This is a genomic window from Variovorax sp. DAIF25, assembly GCF_050711835.1.
Classification (GTDB): domain Bacteria; phylum Pseudomonadota; class Gammaproteobacteria; order Burkholderiales; family Burkholderiaceae_C; genus Variovorax.
Map to the genome: position 1 here is coordinate 1,049,348 of NZ_CP136636.1, position 17,799 is coordinate 1,067,146.

Below are 17,799 nucleotides of genomic sequence, written 5' to 3' on the forward strand. Positions count from 1 at the left end.
CAAGGCGCAGCTGCAGGCGCGCGTGTACGCGCTCGAGCACCAGGTGCAGGCCATGGAGCGCTCCACCAGCTGGCGCCTGACGGCGCCGGTGCGCTGGGCCAGTCGCCTGGTGCAGCGGCTGCGGGGCACCGTGCCGGTCCCGATCGATATCCAGGGCGGCGACTACGGCGAGTGGATCGCCCGCACCGCCGCGCTGAACGCACCGGCATCGAAGGCGCTGGCCGAGGAGGCTTCCCGCTGGCAGGCGCCGCCGCTGATCTCGGTGCTGATGCCGACCTACAACCCGCGGCCGGCCTGGCTGCGCGAGGCGATCGCCTCGGTGCGGGCCCAGAGCTACGGCCGCTGGGAGCTGTGCATCGCCGACGACGCCTCGACCGATCCCGAGGTCGTCGCGCTGCTGGAGGCCTGCGCGCGCGAGGAGGCCCGCATCCGCTGGGTGCGCCGGCCGGTCAACGGCCACATCTCCGAGGCCTCCAACAGCGCGCTGGCCCTGGCCCAGGGCGACTGGGTGGTGCTGATGGACCACGACGACCTGCTGGCCCCCGATGCGCTGCTGCGCGTCGCCCACGAGATCCGCAGCCGGCCCGATGTCCGGATGATCTATTCGGACGAGGACAAGATCGATGCCTCGGGGCGCCGCTACAACCCCTACTTCAAGCCCGACTGGAACCTCGACCTGTTCCGCTCGCAGAACATCTTTTCCCACCTGGGCGCCTACCAGCGCGCGCTCGTGGACGAGGTCGGCGGCTTCCGCAAGGGCTTCGAGGGCGCGCAGGACTACGACCTGGCGCTGCGCTGCATCGAGCGTGTCGAGCCGCGGCAGATCCGGCATCTTCCGCACGTGCTGTACCACTGGCGTGCCCATGCCGAGAGCACCGCGCAGTCCGCCGGCGCCAAGCCCTATGCCGAGGTGGCCGGGAAGCAGGCCTTGAACGAGCACTTCGCGCGCATCGGCCTCGCCGCGCACAGCGAGAGCACGCCCCATGGCTATCGCATGCACCTGGCGGCGCCCGAACGCTGGCCCCGGGTGTCGCTGATCATCCCGACGCGCGACGCGCTGGGCCTGGTGCGGCAATGCATCGAGAGCATCGTCATGCGCTCGAGCTACCCCGACTACGAGATCGTGCTGGTCGACAACGGATCGACCGACCCCGAGGCCCTGCGCTACTTCGAACAGCTGCGGCATCTGCCGGGCTTCCAGGTGATCCGCGACGACGGCCCGTTCAACTACTCGGCCCTCAACAACGCGGCGGTCGCGCAGGCCAGCGGCGACGTGATCGCGCTGGTCAACAACGACATCGAGGTCATCACCGCCGACTGGCTCGAGCAGATGGTCGCCATCGCGCTGCAGCCCGGCGTGGGGGCGGTCGGTGCCAAGCTGCTCTACCCGGACAACACGGTGCAGCATGCCGGCGTGCTGCTGGGCCTCGGCGGCATCGCCGGACATGCCCACAAGCACCTCGCGCGCGCCGACGGCGGCTACTTCAATCGCGCGCAGCTCGTGCAGTCCTTCGTGGCCGTGACCGCGGCCTGCCTGGTGGTGCGCAAGGCGGTCTACCAGGAAGTGGGCGGGCTCGAGGAAACGAAGCTCAAGGTGTCGTACAACGACGTCGACTTCTGCCTGCGGCTGCGCGAGGCCGGCTATCGCAACGTGTGGACCCCCTATGCCGAGCTCTATCACCATGAATCGGCGACCCGTCCGCGCGACCAGGACCCGGCCCAGCGCGAGCGTGTCGAGCGCGAGGAGGGCTACATGAGGACGCGCTGGGGCGCATTGCTCGAGCAGGACCCGGCCCACAACCCCAACCTGAGCCTGGCGGCGGAAGACTTCCGCCTGGCCTGGCCACCGAGGCCGCTGCCGGAGCTTCGGCCATGAGCACCCCCAACCGCCTCTGGCGCGCCCTGGCCTTCATCCCCAATGCCCTCTACAAGGGCGGCGGCCTCGGCGGCACCGCGCGCCGCGCCGTGAAGATCCTGCGCCAGTCGGGCCTGCGCGGCGTGGTGCGCTCGGTCAGCGTGCTGCTGCGCAACGACGGCCCGCCGCTGATGGCCGATGCCTCGCGGCCCGACCGCTTTCAGTACCGCGAATGGGTCAAGCGCCACGACGCACCGCTCGCGCCGGCGCAGCGCCAGGCGCTCGAAGCGCGGGCCGCGGGCTGGCCGCGCCAGCCCGGCTTCGTGCTGGTGATGGCACTCGATGGCGCCGATGTGCAGCAGGCGGAGCGCGCCGTGGCTTCGGTGCGCGACCAGGTCTTCGCGCACTGGCGGCTGGTGCTCGCGGCCGGACCGGGCACGGCGCAGGAGGTCAAGGCGCTGGCCGGCCGGCTGGCCGCTGCCGAGCCGCGCATCGAGTTCGCCGAGGCGACGCTCGCGCAGGCCTTCAACGCCGCCGACCCCGGTGCCGACGGCTGGCTTGCCGCCTGCGACGCGCGCGATGCGCTGGCCGCCGATGCGCTGTGGCGCGTGGCCGAGGCCGCCGTGGCCCATCCCGAGGCCGCGCTGATCTACACCGACGAGGACCGCATCGCGGCCGACGGGCAGCGCTCGGCGCCGTACTTCAAGCCCGACTGGAACCTCGACCTGCTGCGCTCGCAGGACTTCGTCTCGCGGCTCGCCTTCTTCGCGGCGCCGCTGCTGCGCGAGGTGGGCCGGCTCGACGAGCGCTTCGGCGACGCGGCGCGCTACGACCTGGTGCTGCGCGCGGCCGAGCGCCTCGATGCGGCGCGCATCGTCCACGTGCCGAAGGCGCTGTACCACCGCCATGTCGCCTCCGAAGAGGCGGTGCATGCGATGGACCCGGCCGAGTACGCGCCCGAGGGCGGCGAGCGCGCGCTGCAGGCGCACCTGGCGCGCGGCGGCATCGAGGCCACGGCCGAGCGCGCGGGCGCGGGCTTTCGCGTGCGCCATGCGCTGCCGGTCGAGCCGCCGCTGGTGTCGCTGTTCATTCCCACGCGCAACGGCCTGAAGCTGGTGCGGCAATGCATCGAGAGCATCCTCGAGAAGACCCTGTACCCGCGCTACGAGATCATCCTGATCGACAACGGCTCGGACGACCCCGAGGCGCTGCGCTACTTCGAGGAGATCTCGGCGCGTGCGGGCGTGCGCGTGCTGTGCGACGACAGCCCCTTCAACTACTCGGCGCTCAACAACCAGGCCGCGGCGGTCGCCAGGGGCGAGGTCTTCGGCCTCATCAACAACGACATCGAGGTGATCTCGCCCGACTGGCTCGGCGAAATGGTCTCGATCGCGCTGCAGCCCGGCGTGGGCGCCGTGGGCGCGCGGCTCTGGTATCCCGAGAACACGCTGCAGCATGCGGGCGTGGTGCTGGGCTACCGCGGCGGCGTGGCCGACCATGCGCACCGCCGGCTCGGCCAGGGCGATGCCGGCTACTTCGGGCGCGCGGCGCTGCTGCAGGGCTTCTCGGCCGTGACGGCCGCCTGCCTGATCGTGCGGCGCGCGCTCTACGAACAGGTGGGCGGGCTCGACGAGAAGAACCTCAAGGTCGCCTACAACGACGTCGACTTCTGCCTGCGGCTGCGCGAGGCCGGCTATCGCAACGTCTGGACGCCCCATGCCGAGCTCTACCACCACGAATCGGCCACGCGGCCTTCTGACCTGTCGGAAGCGCAGATCCAGCGCTTCCTCGGCGAGGAGGGCTACATGAAGCAGCGCTGGGGCGAGTTGCTCTTCAACGACCCGGCCTACAACCCGAACCTGAGCCTCGCGATCGAGGACTTCAGCTACGCCTGGCCGCCGCGCGCGGCGAGGGTGGCGGCGCCATGAGCGCGGCCCCGGCCGCCGCCGAGCCGCTGAGCGTCTCGGTCGCCCTGTGCACCTACAACGGCGAGCGCTTCGTGCGCGAGCAGGTCCGCAGCATCTGCTTGCAGACCCGGCCACCGATGGAGATCGTGCTGTCCGACGACGCCTCGCGCGATGCCTGCGTCGAGGTGGCACGCGCCACCGTCGAGGAATGCCTGCGCGAGCGGCCCGGCCTCGCGATCGCGCTGCGCGTGATCGTCAATCCCGTCGGCCTGCGCGTGGTCAAGAACTTCGAGCAGGCGGTGCGCGCCTGCAGCGGCACGCTGATCGCGCTGTCGGACCAGGACGATGCCTGGGTGCCCGAGCGGCTCGAGCGGCTGGTGGCCGAGTTCGAGCGCCGGCCCGAGCTGCGGTTGCTGCACTCGGACGCGCGCCTCGTCGACGCCGAGGGCGCGCCGCTGGGCGGCACGCTGTTCCATGCGATCGAGGTCACGGCCAGCGAGCTCGAGCGCATGCATGCGGGCCAGGCCTTCGACGTGCTCCTGCGCCGCAACATCGTCACCGGCGCGACCACCGTGTTCCATCGCGAGCTGCTCGACGCGGTGCTGCCGTTCCCGGTCGAATGGGTGCACGACGAGTGGATCGCCACGGTGGCCTCGGCCTTCGCGCGCATCGACACCGTCGAGGCGCAGCTGATCGATTACCGCCAGCATGGTGGCAACCAGATCGGCGCGCGGCGCGACACCTTCATGGAGAAGGTGCGCAAGGCCCTGGCCTCGCGCGGTACCACCCACGTCGAGCGCGCGCGCAAGGCCGAACTGCTGCTCGAACGCCTCGAGCAGGTGGCGCGCGCCGGCCGCCCGGTGGCCCCCGACACCCTCGACAAGCTGCGCGGCAAGATCGTGCACCAGCGCTTCCGAACGCAGCTGCCGGCCTCGCGCTGGGCGCGCGTGCTGCCGATCCTGCGCGAGGCCAGAACGGGTCGCTACGACCGGTTCGGCCGCGGTTTTCGCGGCGTGGTGCGCGATCTGTTCGAATCCGTCTGATCCATTCCAGAGCCATCCGTGAGCCACATCCCCCAGACCTCCGTCCCCGTGCCGCCGACCGTGGTGGTCGTGATCCCGTTCTACAACGGCGCGGCCTTCATCGAGCGCTCGGTGGCGAGCGTGTTCGCGCAGTCGATGCCGGCCAGCGAGGTCATCGTGGTCAACGACGGCTCGCGCCCCGAGGAGCGCGCCAGCCTCGACGCGCTGGCCGCGCGCTTCCCGTTCCGCATCCTCGACAAGGAGAATGGCGGCCAGGGCTCGGCGCGCAACGCCGGCGTGGCGGCATCGACGGCCGAGTACATCTGCTTCCTCGACCAGGACGACTTCTACCTGTCGAACCACATCGAGATCCTGGTCAAGGGCATCCCGGCGGACGACCCGCGCCTGGGCTTCGTCTACGCCGACCTGGCCGAGGCCGACGGCGAGGGCAACATCATCCGCGCGGCGATGGTCAAGGACCACACGCTGCACCATCCGAAGACCAATATCTTCGAGATGCTGCGCCACGACATCTTCGTGCTGCCCTCGGCCGCGATCGTGACGCGCAAGGCCTTCGACGCGGTGGGCGGCTTCGACACCCAGTTCATGGGCTTCGAGGACGACGACCTGTTCCTGCGCATCTTCCGCAAGGGCTTCACGAACCACTTCATCGACAAAGTGGTCACGGTCTGGTGCATCCACACCGGCAGCACCTCGTTCGACATGCGCATGATCCGCAGCCGCTTCAAGTACTTCAAGAAGCTGGTCGGCATGTTCCCCGACGAACCGAAGCGCAACCGCTACGTGCTGCGCGACTGCCTGATGCCGCGCTTCGGCCGCTTCTTCATGGACCACGTGATCGAGGCGGTGAAGGCCAACGACCCGAACCGCGCCGAGATGAGCGCGGTGCTCGCCGAGTACGCGGCGATCGTCTATGCGAGCCCGGCGGTCAGCGGCCGCAAGAAGCTCGAGCTGCGCGCCACCGTCTTCATGGCCGAGCACAGCCCGCCGGGGCTGATCCGCGCAATCGGCAAGCTGACGCGGCTGCCCGGGGTGCGCTCGCTGCGCCGATTGCTGGGCTGAGGGGCGGGCCGATCAGGCCGCCTGGCGCCGCAGCCGGCGATAGCGCCAGAACGCGCCCGAAGCCCAGATCTTCAGCAGGCTGGTGACATGCCAGTAGAGGTACTTGCTGCTGCGGTGGCTCGCGCGCTGGGCGTCGTGCCGCGCGCGCAGCTGCTCGCCGACCTGCAGTCGCCAGCCGGCCAGCTGCACCCGCGCGCAGATGTCGAAGTCCTCGCCGTACATGAAGAAGCGCTCGTCGAAACCGCGAACGGCGGCATAGGCCTCGGCGCGGAACAGCATGAACAGGCCCGGCACCCAGGCCGGAACCGTGGGGCGCGCATAGCCGGGCTTCTTGCGCGTGAGGATCTCGAGTGGCGTCAGGATGTCGCGGTGCTGCTCGGGCTCGCGCTTGCCGGGCTCCATGATGCGCGGCGTGAGCAGCCCCGCGTCGGGTGCCGCCAGCGCGACCAGCGGCGCCAGCACGTCGGCATCGAAGCGGATGTCGGGGTTGAGCACCAGGAACCATGGCGTGGCGCAGCGCTCGAAGGCCTGGTTGTGGTTGGCGCCGAAACCCTTGGGTTGCGCGTTCTCGATGCGTTCGAGCGCGAAGCCCCAGGCGGCGCCGGCCAGCGGCGCGTCGGACTCGGGGATGTTCAGCGTCAGCACCACCTTGGCCACCTGTTCGCGGCTGAAGCGGTCGATCTGGTCGAGCAGGGGGCGCACGAGTTCGAGCTGCCCGTGGCTCACGATCGAAATCGTGACGGCGGGGGAGGTCGTAGCGGGGGTGGCCATGGTCTAATTTCGCCCGGGGATTCTAGGGGCCCCGCTACCACCCATGATTGCCCTGATCGTCATCAGCTTCTTCGTCGCCGCCTTCGCGGTCCAGATCTTCATGCGCCGTGCGCGCCGCCATGCGCGGCTGTACGGCGCCGACATGCCACAGCGCTTCCACAAGGGCCATGTGCCGCGCCTGGGGGGCGCGGGCATCATCCTCGGCATGGGCGTGGCCTGGCTCGCGGCCGGCATCACCGGCACCGATCCGTTCAACGTCTCGTGGCCCGCCTCGGCCTCGATGCTGATGCTGGTCTGCATCCTGCCGGCCGTGCTCGGCGGCATCGTCGAGGACGTCACGCAGCGCGTGCAGGTGCGCTGGCGGCTGATGCTCACCCTGGGCGCGGCGCTGCTGGTGTGCTGGGTGCACGGCCTGAGCCTCGCGCGCACCGGCATCCCGCTGGTCGACGGCTGGCTCGCGGCCGTGCCCTATGCCTCGGTGCTGTTCGCCGCGCTCGCCATCGGCGGCCTGCCGCATGCCTTCAACATCATCGACGGCTACAACGGCCTCGCGGGCACGGTGGCGGTGCTGGTCTGCCTCGCGATCTCGCACGTGGCGCTGCAGCTCGGCGACCGCCAGCTCGCGGCCATGATGGTCTGCCTGGTCGGCGCGACCTTCGGCTTCCTGATCTGGAACTACCCGCGCGGCAAGATCTTCGCGGGCGACGGCGGCGCCTACGTCTGGGGCATGGTGATCGCCGTGGCCTGCGTGACGCTGGTGCAGCGCCACCGCGTGGTCTCGCCCTGGTTCCCGATGCTGCTCTTGATCTACCCGGTGTGGGAGACCCTGTTCTCCATCTACCGCAAGCTCGCGCGCGGCCAGTCGCCGGGCACGGCCGACGCGCTGCACTTCCACCAACTGATCTTCCGCCGCATCGTGCGCGTGGCCTTCGCCGACGACGAGGCGCGCCAGCTGCTCGCGCGCAACAACCGCACCTCGCCCTACCTGTGGATCTTCGCCGCGATGTCGGTGGTGCCCGCGGTGCTGTTCTGGAACAACACCTGGGTGCTGATGTTCTTCTGTCTTCTGTTCGTCACGACCTATGTCGGCGCCTACCTCATGATCGTGCGATTCAAGGTGCCGCGCTGGCTGCGGCCCTGATCGTTCGTCTTTGCGAGAATCCCGTCCCATCGTCCATCGTCCACCGTCCCGGAGCCTGACCGCCCATGACCGACCCCGTCCTCAACATTCCCCCGCGCGACAAGGCCGAGATCCTGGCCCAGGCGCTGCCGTACATCCGCAAGTTCCACGGCAAGACCATCGTCATCAAGTACGGCGGCAACGCCATGACCGATCCGGCGCTGCAGGCCGACTTCGCGGAAGACGTGGTGCTGCTCAAGCTGGTCGGCATGAACCCGGTGGTGGTGCACGGCGGCGGCCCGCAGATCGAGGCCGCGCTCAACCGCCTGGGCAAGAAGGGCAGTTTCATCCAGGGCATGCGCGTGACCGACGCCGAGACCATGGAAGTCGTCGAATGGGTGCTGGCCGGCGAGGTGCAGCAGGACATCGTGGGCCTGATCAACCAGGCCGGCGGCAAGGCCGTGGGCCTGACCGGTCGCGACGGCGGCCTGATCCGCGCGCAGAAGCTCAAGCTGGCCGACCGCGCCGATCCCAACGTGCACCACGACGTGGGCCAGGTCGGCGACATCGTCTCGATCGACCCGAGCGTGGTCAAGGCGCTGCAGGACGACGCCTTCATCCCCGTCGTGAGCCCGATCGGCTTCGGCGAGGAGAACGAGAGCTACAACATCAACGCCGACGTGGTGGCCGGCAAGCTGGCCACCGTGCTCAAGGCCGAGAAGCTGATGCTGCTGACCAACACGCCCGGCGTGCTCGACAAGGACGGCAAGCTGCTCACCAACCTGAGCGCGCGCGAGATCGACGACCTGTTCGCCGACGGCACGATCTCGGGCGGCATGCTGCCGAAGATCGAGGGCGCGCTCGACGCGGCCAAGAGCGGCGTCAACGCCGTGCACATCATCGACGGCCGCGTGCCGCACGCGATGCTGCTCGAGATCCTGACCGATCAGGCCTACGGCACGATGATCCGCGCGCGCTGAGCGCGTGGGGCCGGCCCCGAGGCGGGTCGGCGGCCAGCGGGCGCGCGGGGAGGCGCGCGCTCACTGCTGTGCGAGAATCAATTGTTTACATCTTCCGCACGCGCCTCCCATGCAAAACGAAGAGACAGTCGTCCCCGGTGCAGAGACCCAGGCCGAGACCGCGCCGGCCGCTCCGGCGCGCAAGCGTCCCAAGCCCGGCGAGCGGCGCGTGCAGATCCTGCAGGCCCTGGCCGCGATGCTCGAGCAGCCCGGCGCCGAGCGCGTGACCACCGCGGCGCTGGCCGCCCGCCTCGAGGTCAGCGAGGCCGCGCTCTACCGCCACTTCGCGAGCAAGGCGCAGATGTTCGAGGGCCTGATCGACTTCATCGAGCAGAGCGTGTTCACCCTGGTCAACCAGATCCTCGAGCGCGAGGCCACGGGCAAGGAACAGGCGGCCCGCATCATCGCGATGCTGGTGCAGTTCGCCGAGCGCAACCCCGGCATGACGCGCGTCATGGTCGGCGATGCGCTGGTCTACGAGAACGAGCGGCTGCAGCAGCGCATGAACCAGTTCTTCGACAAGATCGAAGCCAGCATCCGCCAGGCGCTGCGCGAGGACCGCGCCGCTGAAGGCTCGGCCACGCCGAGCGTCGATGCGCAGGTGCGCGCCTCGGCGCTGACCTCGCTGGCGGTCGGCCGCCTGCAGCGCTTCGCGCGCTCGGGCTTTCGCCGCGAACCCTCCGAACACCTCGACGCGCTGCTCGCGCTGGTGCTCTAAGCCGCTTCCGCTTCGGGACAGGGCCGCGCAGCGGCCGTGGCTTATCGCCGGCATAGGCAATCGCAATCGAAACAGGTCATTCGATTGTTGAAAATAAACGGGCTCCCACAACCGATAGGAAAAGCCCAATGACCGATCCCCGCAAGCTCACCACCGAGAACGGCGCGCCCGTCGAGAACAACCAGCAGTCGCAGACCGCGGGCGTGAACGGCCCCGTGCTGATGCAAGACCATCACCTGATCGAGAAGCTCGCGCGCTTCGACCGCGAGCGCATCCCCGAGCGCGTGGTGCATGCGCGCGGCTCGGGTGCCTTCGGTACCTTCGAGGTGACGGCCGATGTCACGAAATGGACCAAGGCGAAATTCCTCGGCCAGGTCGGCCAGAAGACCGAGGTGCTGGCGCGCTTCTCGACCGTGGCGCTCGAACTCGGCTCGGCCGACACGGTGCGCGATCCGCGCGGCTTCGCGCTCAAGTTCTACACCGAGGAAGGCAACTACGACCTGGTCGGCAACAACACGCCGATCTTCTTCATCCGCGATCCGCTCAAGTTCCCCGACTTCATCCATTCGCAGAAGCGCGACCCCTACAGCCACGTGCAGGAGCCCAACAACGCCTGGGACTTCTTCTCGCACTCGCCCGAGGCCACGCACCAGTTCACCTGGCTGTTCGGCGACCGCGGCATTCCGAGGAGCTACCGTCACATGGACGGCTTCGGCTCGCACACCTTCCAGTGGGTCAACGCGCAGGGCGAGGCCTTCTGGGTCAAGTACCACTTCAAGACCAACCAGGGCATCGAGACCTTCGTCGCGCAAGAGGCGCAGCGCGTGGGCGGCGAGAACCCGAACCACCACCACCTCGACCTGCTGCATTCGATCGAGCGCGGCGAGTTCCCGAGCTGGCGCGTGCAGGTGCAGATCATGCCGGTGGTCGAGGCGCAGACCTACCGCTTCAATCCCTTCGACCTGACCAAGGTCTGGTCGCACAAGGACTACCCGAAGATCGACATCGGCATCCTCACGCTGAACCGCAACCCCGACAACTACTTCGCCGAGATCGAGCAGGCCGCGTTCAACCCTGCCAACTTCGTGCCCGGCATCGGCCCCTCGCCCGACAAGATGCTGCAGGGCCGCCTGTTCAGCTACGGCGACACGCAGCGCTACCGCCTGGGCATCAACCACACGCAGCTGCCCGTGAACCGGCCGCACGCGACCACGGCGCAGAACTACGGCCGCGACGGCGCGATGCGTGGCGACGGCAACGGCGGCCGCGGCCCGAACTACGAGCCCAACAGCTTCAGCGATGCACCCAAGCAGAGCAACGAGCCGGTCTATGCGCCGCTGCAGATCCACGGCTGGACCGGCAGCCACCAGTGGCAACAGCACCCCGAGGACACCGACTTCGTGCAGGCCGGCGACCTCTACCGCCTGATGGACGAGGCCGCGAAGGAGCGCCTGGTCCAGAGCATCGCGGGCGGCCTGGGCGCGGTCACGCGCCAGGACATCATCGACCGTTCGGTGAGCTACTTCCGCCAGGCCGATGCCGACTACGGTGCGCGGCTCGAGAAGGCGATCCGGGCCGTGCAGGAGAAGATCAGGGGCGACGACACCAGCGTGCAGGTCGGCAAGCCGGCGCACGACGCGAGCAGGAGCTGAGCGCGCTCAGGCGGCGACCGCGACCCCCACCTTCGCGCCCGCCGCCACGATCTCTCCCCAGGTCGCATCGTCGACCCAGATCCCGTCGCGCTGGCGCGCCGCGCGCGCCTTGCGCTCGGGCTCGCCCGCGATCTGCACCGCCTCGAAGCCCTGGCCCGGCGGGCTGCGGCGCAGCCACTCGACGAATTCGCGCGACTCCTGGTCGAAGCTGGCCTGGGTGCCCAGGCGCTCGGGATCGATCAGCACGGTGAGCATGCCGTTGAGCACGCTGCGGCTGGTGTCGGCCGGCCGGTGCCAGGTGCCGCCGCCGGTCAGCGCGCCGCCCAGCAGCTCGCAGGCCAGCGCCATGCCGTAGCCCTTGTGTTCGCCGAAGGTCATGAGCGCGCCGAACAGGCCGTTGCCCTGCGGCACCACCACCACGCCGGGGTCGTCGGTGGGCGCGCCCTTCTCGTCGATGAGGTAGCCCGGGGGCACGCGCTCGCCCTTGTTGTGGGCCACGCGCATCTTGCCCTGCGCCACGCGGCTGGTGGCGTAGTCGAGCACGAAGGGCTCGGCGCCCGCGAGCGGAATGCCGATGCAGCAGGGGTTGGTGCCGAAGCGCCCGTCGCCGCCGCCCCAGGGCGCGACCACCGGGCGCGAGAGCACGTTGACGAAGTGCATCGACACCAGCCCGTGCGAGGTCGCCATCTCGGCGAAGTGGCCGATGCGGCCCAGGTGGTGCGCATGCGCGAGCGTGAGGATGCAGCTGCCGTGGCGGCGCGCGCGCTCGATGCCGAGCTCCATCGCCTGCACGCCCACCACCTGCCCGTAACCGTGCTGGCCGTCGAGCGAGAGCAGGGTGCCGATGTCGAGGTTGATGCGCACCGAGGCATTGGGATGCAGGCCGCCTTCGGCGACCGCGTCGATGTAGCGCGGCAGCATGCCCACGCCGTGCGAGTCGTGGCCGCTGAGGTTGGCCATCACGAGGTTGGCCGCGACCTGTTCGGCCTCGGCCTGCTGGCTGCCCGCGGCGCGCAGGATGCTCGCGACGGTGGATTGCAGGCTGTCGGCCTGCAGTGTTCTCGGCATGGTTCAGATTCCTTTGGCGTTCACGGTGATGGCGTAGAGCGAGGTGGTGGCGCAGACGAACAGGCGGTTGCGCTTGGGCCCGCCGAAGCAGACATTGGCCACGCGCTCGGGCACGCGCAGCTTGCCCAGCAGCGTGCCGTCGGGGTGGTAGACATGCACGCCGTCGGCGGCGCTGGTCCAGATGCGGCCTTCGGTGTCGAGCCGGAAGCCGTCGAACAGGCCCGCGCTGCATTCGACGAACACCTCGCCGCCACGCAGGCTCTTCTTGTCCGGTTCGACGAGGAAGCGGCGGATGTGCCGCGGCCCGTCCGGGTCGTGGCTCGCGCCGGTGTCGGCGATGTAGAGCAGGGATTCGTCGGGCGAGAAGGCCAGCCCGTTGGGCTTCACGAAATCGTCGGCCACGCGCTCGACCGCGAAGCTTTCCGGGTCGATGCGATAGACATGGCAGGCCCCGATCTCGCTGTCGGCGCGCAGGCCCTCGTAGTCCGACAGGATGCCGTAGCTCGGGTCGGTGAACCACACGCCGCCGCCCGAATGCACCACCACGTCGTTCGGCGAGTTGAGCCGCCGGCCCTGCCAGTGCGAGGCCAGCACGGTGATCGAGCCGTCGTGCTCGGTGCGCACCACGCGGCGCGCCAGGTGCTCGCAGCTCACGAGCCGGCCCTGGCGGTCGACGGTGTTGCCGTTGGTGTTGTTCGCGGGTTCGCGCAGCACCGCGGCCTGACCGTTGCGCTCGTCCCAGCGCAGCAGGCGGTCGTTCGGAATGTCGGACCACACCAGCGTGCGCAGCGCGCCGAACCAGGCCGGGCCCTCGCACCAGCGCCCGCCGGTCCACAGCCGCTCGAGCCGCTCGGGCTTGGGCACCAGGCCCGTGAAGCGCGGGTCCAGCGTCTCGAAGCCGGTGCCTTCCAGCGCACCGAAGGGAAGCGTCGTCATCGGCCGTGCGCTCCTACATCACCGCGCCGACCTGCCAGGGCACGAACTCGTTCTGCCCGTAGCCGTGCTGCTCGCTCTTCGAGGGCGTGCCCGAGGCCGTGGCCAGCACCAGCTCGAAGATGCGCTGGCCCATCTCCTGGATCGAGGCCGTGCCGTCGACGATCTCGCCGCAGTTGATGTCCATGTCTTCCTCCTGCCGCTTCCACAGCGCCGAGTTGGTCGCGAGCTTGAGCGAAGGCGAGGGCGCGCAGCCGTAGGCCGAGCCGCGGCCGGTGGTGAAGCAGATCAGGTTGGCGCCGCCGGCCACCTGGCCCGTGGCGCTGACCGGGTCGTAGCCCGGCGTGTCCATGTAGACGAAGCCGTGCGCCGTCACCGGCTCGGCGTATTCGTAGACCGCCTCGAGGTTGCTGGTGCCGCCCTTGGCCACCGCGCCCAGCGACTTCTCGAGGATGGTGGTGAGGCCGCCGGCCTTGTTGCCCGGCGAGGGGTTGTTGTTCATCTCGCCCTCGTTGATGGCCGTGTAGTGCTCCCACCACTTGATGCGGTCCACCAGCTTCTGGCCCACCTCGCGCCGCACCGCGCGCCGTGTCAGCAGGTGCTCGGCGCCGTAGACCTCGGGCGTCTCGCTGAGGATCGCGGTGCCGCCGTGCGCCACCAGCAGGTCGACCGCCACGCCCAGCGCGGGGTTGGCGCTGATGCCCGAGTAGCCGTCGGAGCCGCCGCACTGCAGCCCGATCGTGATGTGGGCCGCGCTGCAGGGTTCGCGCGTCACGGCATTGGCGCGCGGCAGCATCTCCTCGATCAGCGCCACGCCCTTGTCGACGGTCTTGCGCGTGCCGCCCGTGTCCTGGATGTTGAAGACGCGCAGGTTCTCGCCCTCGGCGAGGTTGCCGGTCGCGAGCCAGGCGTTGATCTGGTTGGCCTCGCAGCCCAGGCCCACCACCAGCACGGCCGCGAAGTTGGCATGCGTGGCATAGCCGGTCAGCGTGCGCTCGAGGATCTGCATGCCCGTGCCCTGCGTGTCCATGCCGCAGCCGGTGCCGTGCGTCAGCGCGATCACGCCGTCGACGTTGGGGAAGGCCGCGAGCGCGGCCGGGTTGGTCTTGCGCGAGAAGTGGTCGGCGATCGCGCGCGCAGCCGTGGCCGAGCAGTTCACGCTGGTGAGCACGCCGATGTAGTTGCGCGTGGCCACGCGGCCGTCGGCGCGCCTGATGCCCATGAAGGTGGCCTCGCGCTTCGCGGGCGCGGGCTTCACGTCGGCGCCGAAGGCGTAGTCGCGCGCAAAGTCGCCCTTGTCGGGCCCCATGTCGAGGTTGTGCACGTGCACGTGCTCGCCGGGGCCGATCGCCTTGCTCGCGAAGCCGATGATCTGGTTGTAGCGGCGCACCGGTTCGCCGGCCGCGATGGCGCGCATCGCGACCTTGTGGCCCGGCGGTATCAGGCCGTGGACCTTGACGTCCTCGACGACGGTGCCGCCGAGCAGTTGCGAGCGCGCGATGACGACGTCGTCGGCGGGATGGAGTCTTATGTAGGGATTCATCGTGTGGGGGCCGGCGCGGGATCGCCGGTCGGGGTCATTGCATGATCTTCGGCAGCCACAGCACCGTGGCGGGCCAGTAGGTGATGATGCCCAGGCTCAGCAGCAACGGCACCAGCCAGGGCAGGATCGCCATCGTCGTGCGCTCGATGCTGAGATTGGCGATGCGCGCGAGCACGAACAGCACCATCCCCATCGGCGGATGCAGCACGCCGATCATGAGGTTGAGCACCATCACCACGCCGAAATGCACCGGGTCGATGCCGAGCTGGTTCGAGATCGGCAGCAGGATCGGCACCAGGATCGTGATCGCGGCCGTGGTCTCGAGGAAGCAGCCGACGAACAGCATCAGCAGGTTCGCGAGCAGCAGGAAGACCCAGGCCTCCTTCGTGAAGTTGAGCACCCAGCTCGCGATGTCGGCCGTGACGCCGGTGGCGGTCAGCATCCAGCCGAAGATCGAGGCCGCCGCCACGATGAAGAGCACGGTCGAGGTCGATTCCACCGTCTCGAGGCAGACCTTGACGAACATCTTCCACTTGAGCGTGCGGTACCAGAAGAAGCCCAGCACCATCGCCCACACGCAGGCCGCGATCGCGCCCTCGGTGGCGGTGAACAGGCCGGTCGCCATGCCGCCGATCAGCAGCACCGGCGTCATGATCGGCAGCACCGCCTCGAACCTGAAGACCTTGTCGGCCACGAACAGGATCGCCAGCGCGATCAGCACCGCGGGCTGCGCGGGCGCGCCGAACTTGTCGACCGCGAACCACAGCAGCGTGGGCCACAGGCACACCACCAGCAGCTCGACCAGCGCCTTCATGAGCCGCGGCCACTGGAACTTCACGTCCGCGCCCCAGCCGTTCTTGTGCGCGTAGTAGGCCACCGTGAGCATCATCAGCAGGGTCATGATCAGGCCCGGCATCAGGCCCGCGATGAACAGCGCGCCCACCGACACGTTGGCCATCATCCCGTAGATCACGAAGGGCAGGCTCGGCGGAATGATCGGGCCCAGCGTGGCCGAGGCCGCGGTCACGCCGACCGCGAACTCGGTCGAGTAGCCGTGTTCCTTCATGGCCTTGATCTCGATCGTGCCCAGGCCGGCCGCGTCCGCGATCGCGGTGCCGCTCATGCCCGAGAAGATCACCGAGCCGAGGATGTTGACGTGGCCCAGCCCGCCCTTGAGCCAGCCCACCAGCGCGAGCGCGAAGTTGTAGATGCGGTTGGTGATGCCGGCGTTGTTCATCAGGTTGCCGGCGAGGATGAAGAAGGGAACGGCCAGCAGCGGGAAACTGTCGACGCCGCTCACCATGCGGTGGATGACGACGAAGCCCGGCAGGTTGCCGCTCCAGAGGATGTAGACCAGCGAGGCGCCGGCCATGGCCACGGCGACCGGGATCCCGGCGCTCATGAACAGCAGAAAGACGATCTTCAGCATGTCGTGGGAATGGTTCTGACCTCAGCGGTCGTCGATCGTGGATTCGGGCCGTTCCAGCACGCAGTAGCCGCGGCGCCAGTGCACCACGCTGACCTGCACCGAGCGGACCAGCATGGCGGCGAAGCCCAGCAGGCAGACGCCGTAGACGATGTTCATCGGCAGGTCGACGATGGTCATGCTGGCGTTGTTGCCGATCTTGATCATCATCTGCACCGTCATCACCACCGCGGCCGCGAAGAAGGCGGTGCGCAGCACGTCGACCAGCAGGCCCAGCGCGCGGCCCACCTTGAGCGGCAGGTGGCGGTAGAAGAAGTCGACCTGGATGTGGTTGTTGCGCGCCACGCCGATCGCGGCGCCGACGAACACCGTGCCCACGAGCAGGTAGCGCGCGATCTCCTCGGTCCAGGAGGCCGAGTCGTTCAGCACGTAGCGCGTGATGAACTGGTAGAGGACGGTCAGTCCCAGCACCCAGAACAGGCCCAGCGCCACCCAGCCCTCGATCGTGGTGCCGGACAGGTCGACGGCCTCGTCGGTGACGTGGAACTCGCCGTCGTCGCCCAGCAGCTTTTCATCGCTCATCGTGTCTCCTCGTTGTCGTGCGGAAGCGGCCGGCCATCGGGGCCGGCCGCATGCGGCGTCACTGGATGGCGATGATCCGGTCGTAGTCCTGCTGGCGGTAGCCGTGGTCGGTCGGCTTGGTGTTCTTGAGCACGGCCTCGCGGAACGCGTTCTTGTCGACCACGATCACGTTGTTGCCCTTCTTCTTGAACTCCTCCACCAGCCGGGCCTCGGAGGCGATGATCTCGCGGCCGGTCTTCTCGGCCGCTTCCTGCATCACGTCGCTGAACATCTTCTTCTCGTCGGCGCTGAGCTTGCCCCAGAGCTGGCCCGAGACCACGGTCAGCAGCGAGTCGACGATGTGGCCGGTCAGCGAGATGTTCTTCTGCACCTCGAAGAACTTCTTCGCCTCGATGGTGGGCAGCGGGTTCTCCTGCGCGTCGACCGTGCCGCTCTGCAGCGCGAGGTAGACCTCGGCGAAGGCGATCGGCGTGGCATTGGCGCCCAGCGACTTGGGGAAGGCCAGGTAGGCGGGCGCATCGGGCACGCGGATCTTCAGGCCCTTCATGTCCTCCGGCTTGCTCACGGGCCGCGCCGCGCTCGAGGTCACGTGGCGCGCGCCGTAGTAGTTGAGCGCCGTGATGTGGTTGCCGGTCTTGTCGTCGTAGCCCTTGGCGAGTTCCTTGAACACGTCGCTCTTGGCGTACTTGAGCTGGTGCTCGGCGTCGCGGAAGATGAACGGGAAGTAGGTGATGGCCAGCGGCTTGTAGCTGTTGCCCGCGAAGCTCGCGCCGGTCAGCACGATGTCGACCGTGCCGAGCGTCAGGCCCTGGTTGATGTCGGCTTCCTTGCCGAGGCTGGAGGCCGGGAAGACCTGGATGTCGTACTTGCCGTTGCTGCGCTTCTTGATCTCCTCGGCGGCCCACACCGAGTACTTGTGGAAGGGCTCCGAGGTCTCGTAGACGTGGGCCCACTTGAGCTTGGTCTGGGCCGAGGCGAGGCCCGACACGCCGAGCGCGCCGGCCGCGAGGGCGCAGGCGGCCAGGGCCTTGAGGGCGGTGCGCTTGCTGTTCTTGCTGTCTCTGATCATGTGGCTTGTCTCCGTTGTATTAGTTGGCAGT

The 17,799-nt window shown here is 69.0% G+C and carries 15 protein-coding genes; 8 read left to right on the forward strand and 7 right to left on the reverse strand.

Translation table 11 applies throughout. The features are described from left to right. Positions 1 to 22: 22 nt before the first annotated feature. From R0232_RS04740 to R0232_RS04755, 4 genes are read left to right on the forward strand one after another with little or no spacing between them, the layout of a single operon-like run. Positions 23 to 1,876 carry a glycosyltransferase family 2 protein gene (locus R0232_RS04740; RefSeq protein ID WP_431511384.1) on the forward strand — a complete coding sequence of 618 codons (1,854 nt, stop codon included), beginning with the start codon at positions 23 to 25 and terminating at the stop codon, positions 1,874 to 1,876. Continuing rightward, positions 1,873 to 3,783 (forward strand): glycosyltransferase family 2 protein, encoded by a 1,911-nt coding sequence (locus tag R0232_RS04745; protein WP_431511385.1) that lies wholly within the window; start codon positions 1,873 to 1,875, stop codon positions 3,781 to 3,783. Before R0232_RS04740 ends, R0232_RS04745 begins: the two co-directional genes overlap by 4 nt. After that, on the forward strand, positions 3,780 to 4,805 hold the full coding sequence (locus tag R0232_RS04750; RefSeq protein ID WP_431511386.1) for a glycosyltransferase family 2 protein: 1,026 nt from the start codon (positions 3,780 to 3,782) through the stop codon (positions 4,803 to 4,805). The genes R0232_RS04745 and R0232_RS04750 overlap by 4 nt, the downstream gene beginning before the upstream one ends. An 18-nt stretch (positions 4,806 to 4,823) precedes the next feature. After that, a complete protein-coding gene (locus R0232_RS04755) occupies positions 4,824 to 5,867 on the forward strand; it encodes a glycosyltransferase family 2 protein (protein WP_398496107.1) in 1,044 nt (347 codons plus the stop codon). Positions 5,868 to 5,879: 12 nt separating this feature from the next. Here the strand turns inward: R0232_RS04755 and R0232_RS04760 are convergent, their stop codons facing one another. Beyond that, positions 5,880 to 6,638, reverse strand: a complete 759-nt coding sequence (locus R0232_RS04760; protein ID WP_431511387.1) for a glycosyltransferase family 2 protein — start codon at positions 6,636 to 6,638, stop codon at positions 5,880 to 5,882. Between the two features lie 43 nt (positions 6,639 to 6,681). Here R0232_RS04760 and R0232_RS04765 point away from each other — a divergent pair, with 43 nt between their 5' ends. From R0232_RS04765 to R0232_RS04780, 4 genes are all read left to right on the forward strand, one after another. Next, positions 6,682 to 7,779 carry a glycosyltransferase family 4 protein gene (locus R0232_RS04765; RefSeq protein WP_093353938.1) on the forward strand — a complete coding sequence of 366 codons (1,098 nt, stop codon included), beginning with the start codon at positions 6,682 to 6,684 and terminating at the stop codon, positions 7,777 to 7,779. A 65-nt stretch (positions 7,780 to 7,844) separates the two neighbouring features. Further along, entirely contained in the window at positions 7,845 to 8,738 is an 894-nt protein-coding gene (argB, locus tag R0232_RS04770) for an acetylglutamate kinase (RefSeq protein ID WP_093353940.1), read from the forward strand. Between the two features lie 109 nt (positions 8,739 to 8,847). Continuing rightward, the gene (gene slmA / locus R0232_RS04775) at positions 8,848 to 9,495 is read left to right on the forward strand and encodes a nucleoid occlusion factor SlmA (RefSeq protein ID WP_093353943.1); all 648 of its coding nucleotides are present in this window, start codon (positions 8,848 to 8,850) and stop codon (positions 9,493 to 9,495) included. Positions 9,496 to 9,623: 128 nt separating this feature from the next. After that, positions 9,624 to 11,147: a catalase gene (locus tag R0232_RS04780; RefSeq protein ID WP_431511388.1), complete on the forward strand. Its 1,524-nt coding sequence runs from the start codon at positions 9,624 to 9,626 to the stop codon at positions 11,145 to 11,147. A gap of 6 nt (positions 11,148 to 11,153) precedes the next feature. On the opposite strand, the gene R0232_RS04785 is transcribed toward R0232_RS04780, so the two are convergent. From R0232_RS04785 to R0232_RS04810, 6 genes are read right to left on the reverse strand one after another with little or no spacing between them, the layout of a single operon-like run. Beyond that, the gene (locus R0232_RS04785; protein ID WP_431511389.1) at positions 11,154 to 12,215 is read right to left on the reverse strand and encodes a malate/lactate/ureidoglycolate dehydrogenase; all 1,062 of its coding nucleotides are present in this window, start codon (positions 12,213 to 12,215) and stop codon (positions 11,154 to 11,156) included. A gap of 3 nt (positions 12,216 to 12,218) precedes the next feature. Next, entirely contained in the window at positions 12,219 to 13,151 is a 933-nt protein-coding gene (locus R0232_RS04790) for an SMP-30/gluconolactonase/LRE family protein (RefSeq protein WP_431511390.1), read from the reverse strand. A gap of 13 nt (positions 13,152 to 13,164) precedes the next feature. Then, positions 13,165 to 14,691: a UxaA family hydrolase gene (locus R0232_RS04795; protein WP_431511391.1), complete on the reverse strand. Its 1,527-nt coding sequence runs from the start codon at positions 14,689 to 14,691 to the stop codon at positions 13,165 to 13,167. A 34-nt stretch (positions 14,692 to 14,725) separates the two neighbouring features. After that, on the reverse strand, positions 14,726 to 16,120 hold the full coding sequence (locus R0232_RS04800) for a TRAP transporter large permease (protein WP_203204265.1): 1,395 nt from the start codon (positions 16,118 to 16,120) through the stop codon (positions 14,726 to 14,728). A gap of 21 nt (positions 16,121 to 16,141) precedes the next feature. After that, entirely contained in the window at positions 16,142 to 16,699 is a 558-nt protein-coding gene (locus R0232_RS04805; RefSeq protein WP_203204266.1) for a TRAP transporter small permease, read from the reverse strand. Positions 16,700 to 16,757: 58 nt separating this feature from the next. Next, positions 16,758 to 17,768 carry a sialic acid TRAP transporter substrate-binding protein SiaP gene (locus R0232_RS04810; RefSeq protein ID WP_208509331.1) on the reverse strand — a complete coding sequence of 337 codons (1,011 nt, stop codon included), beginning with the start codon at positions 17,766 to 17,768 and terminating at the stop codon, positions 16,758 to 16,760. Positions 17,769 to 17,799: the final 31 nt, after the last annotated feature.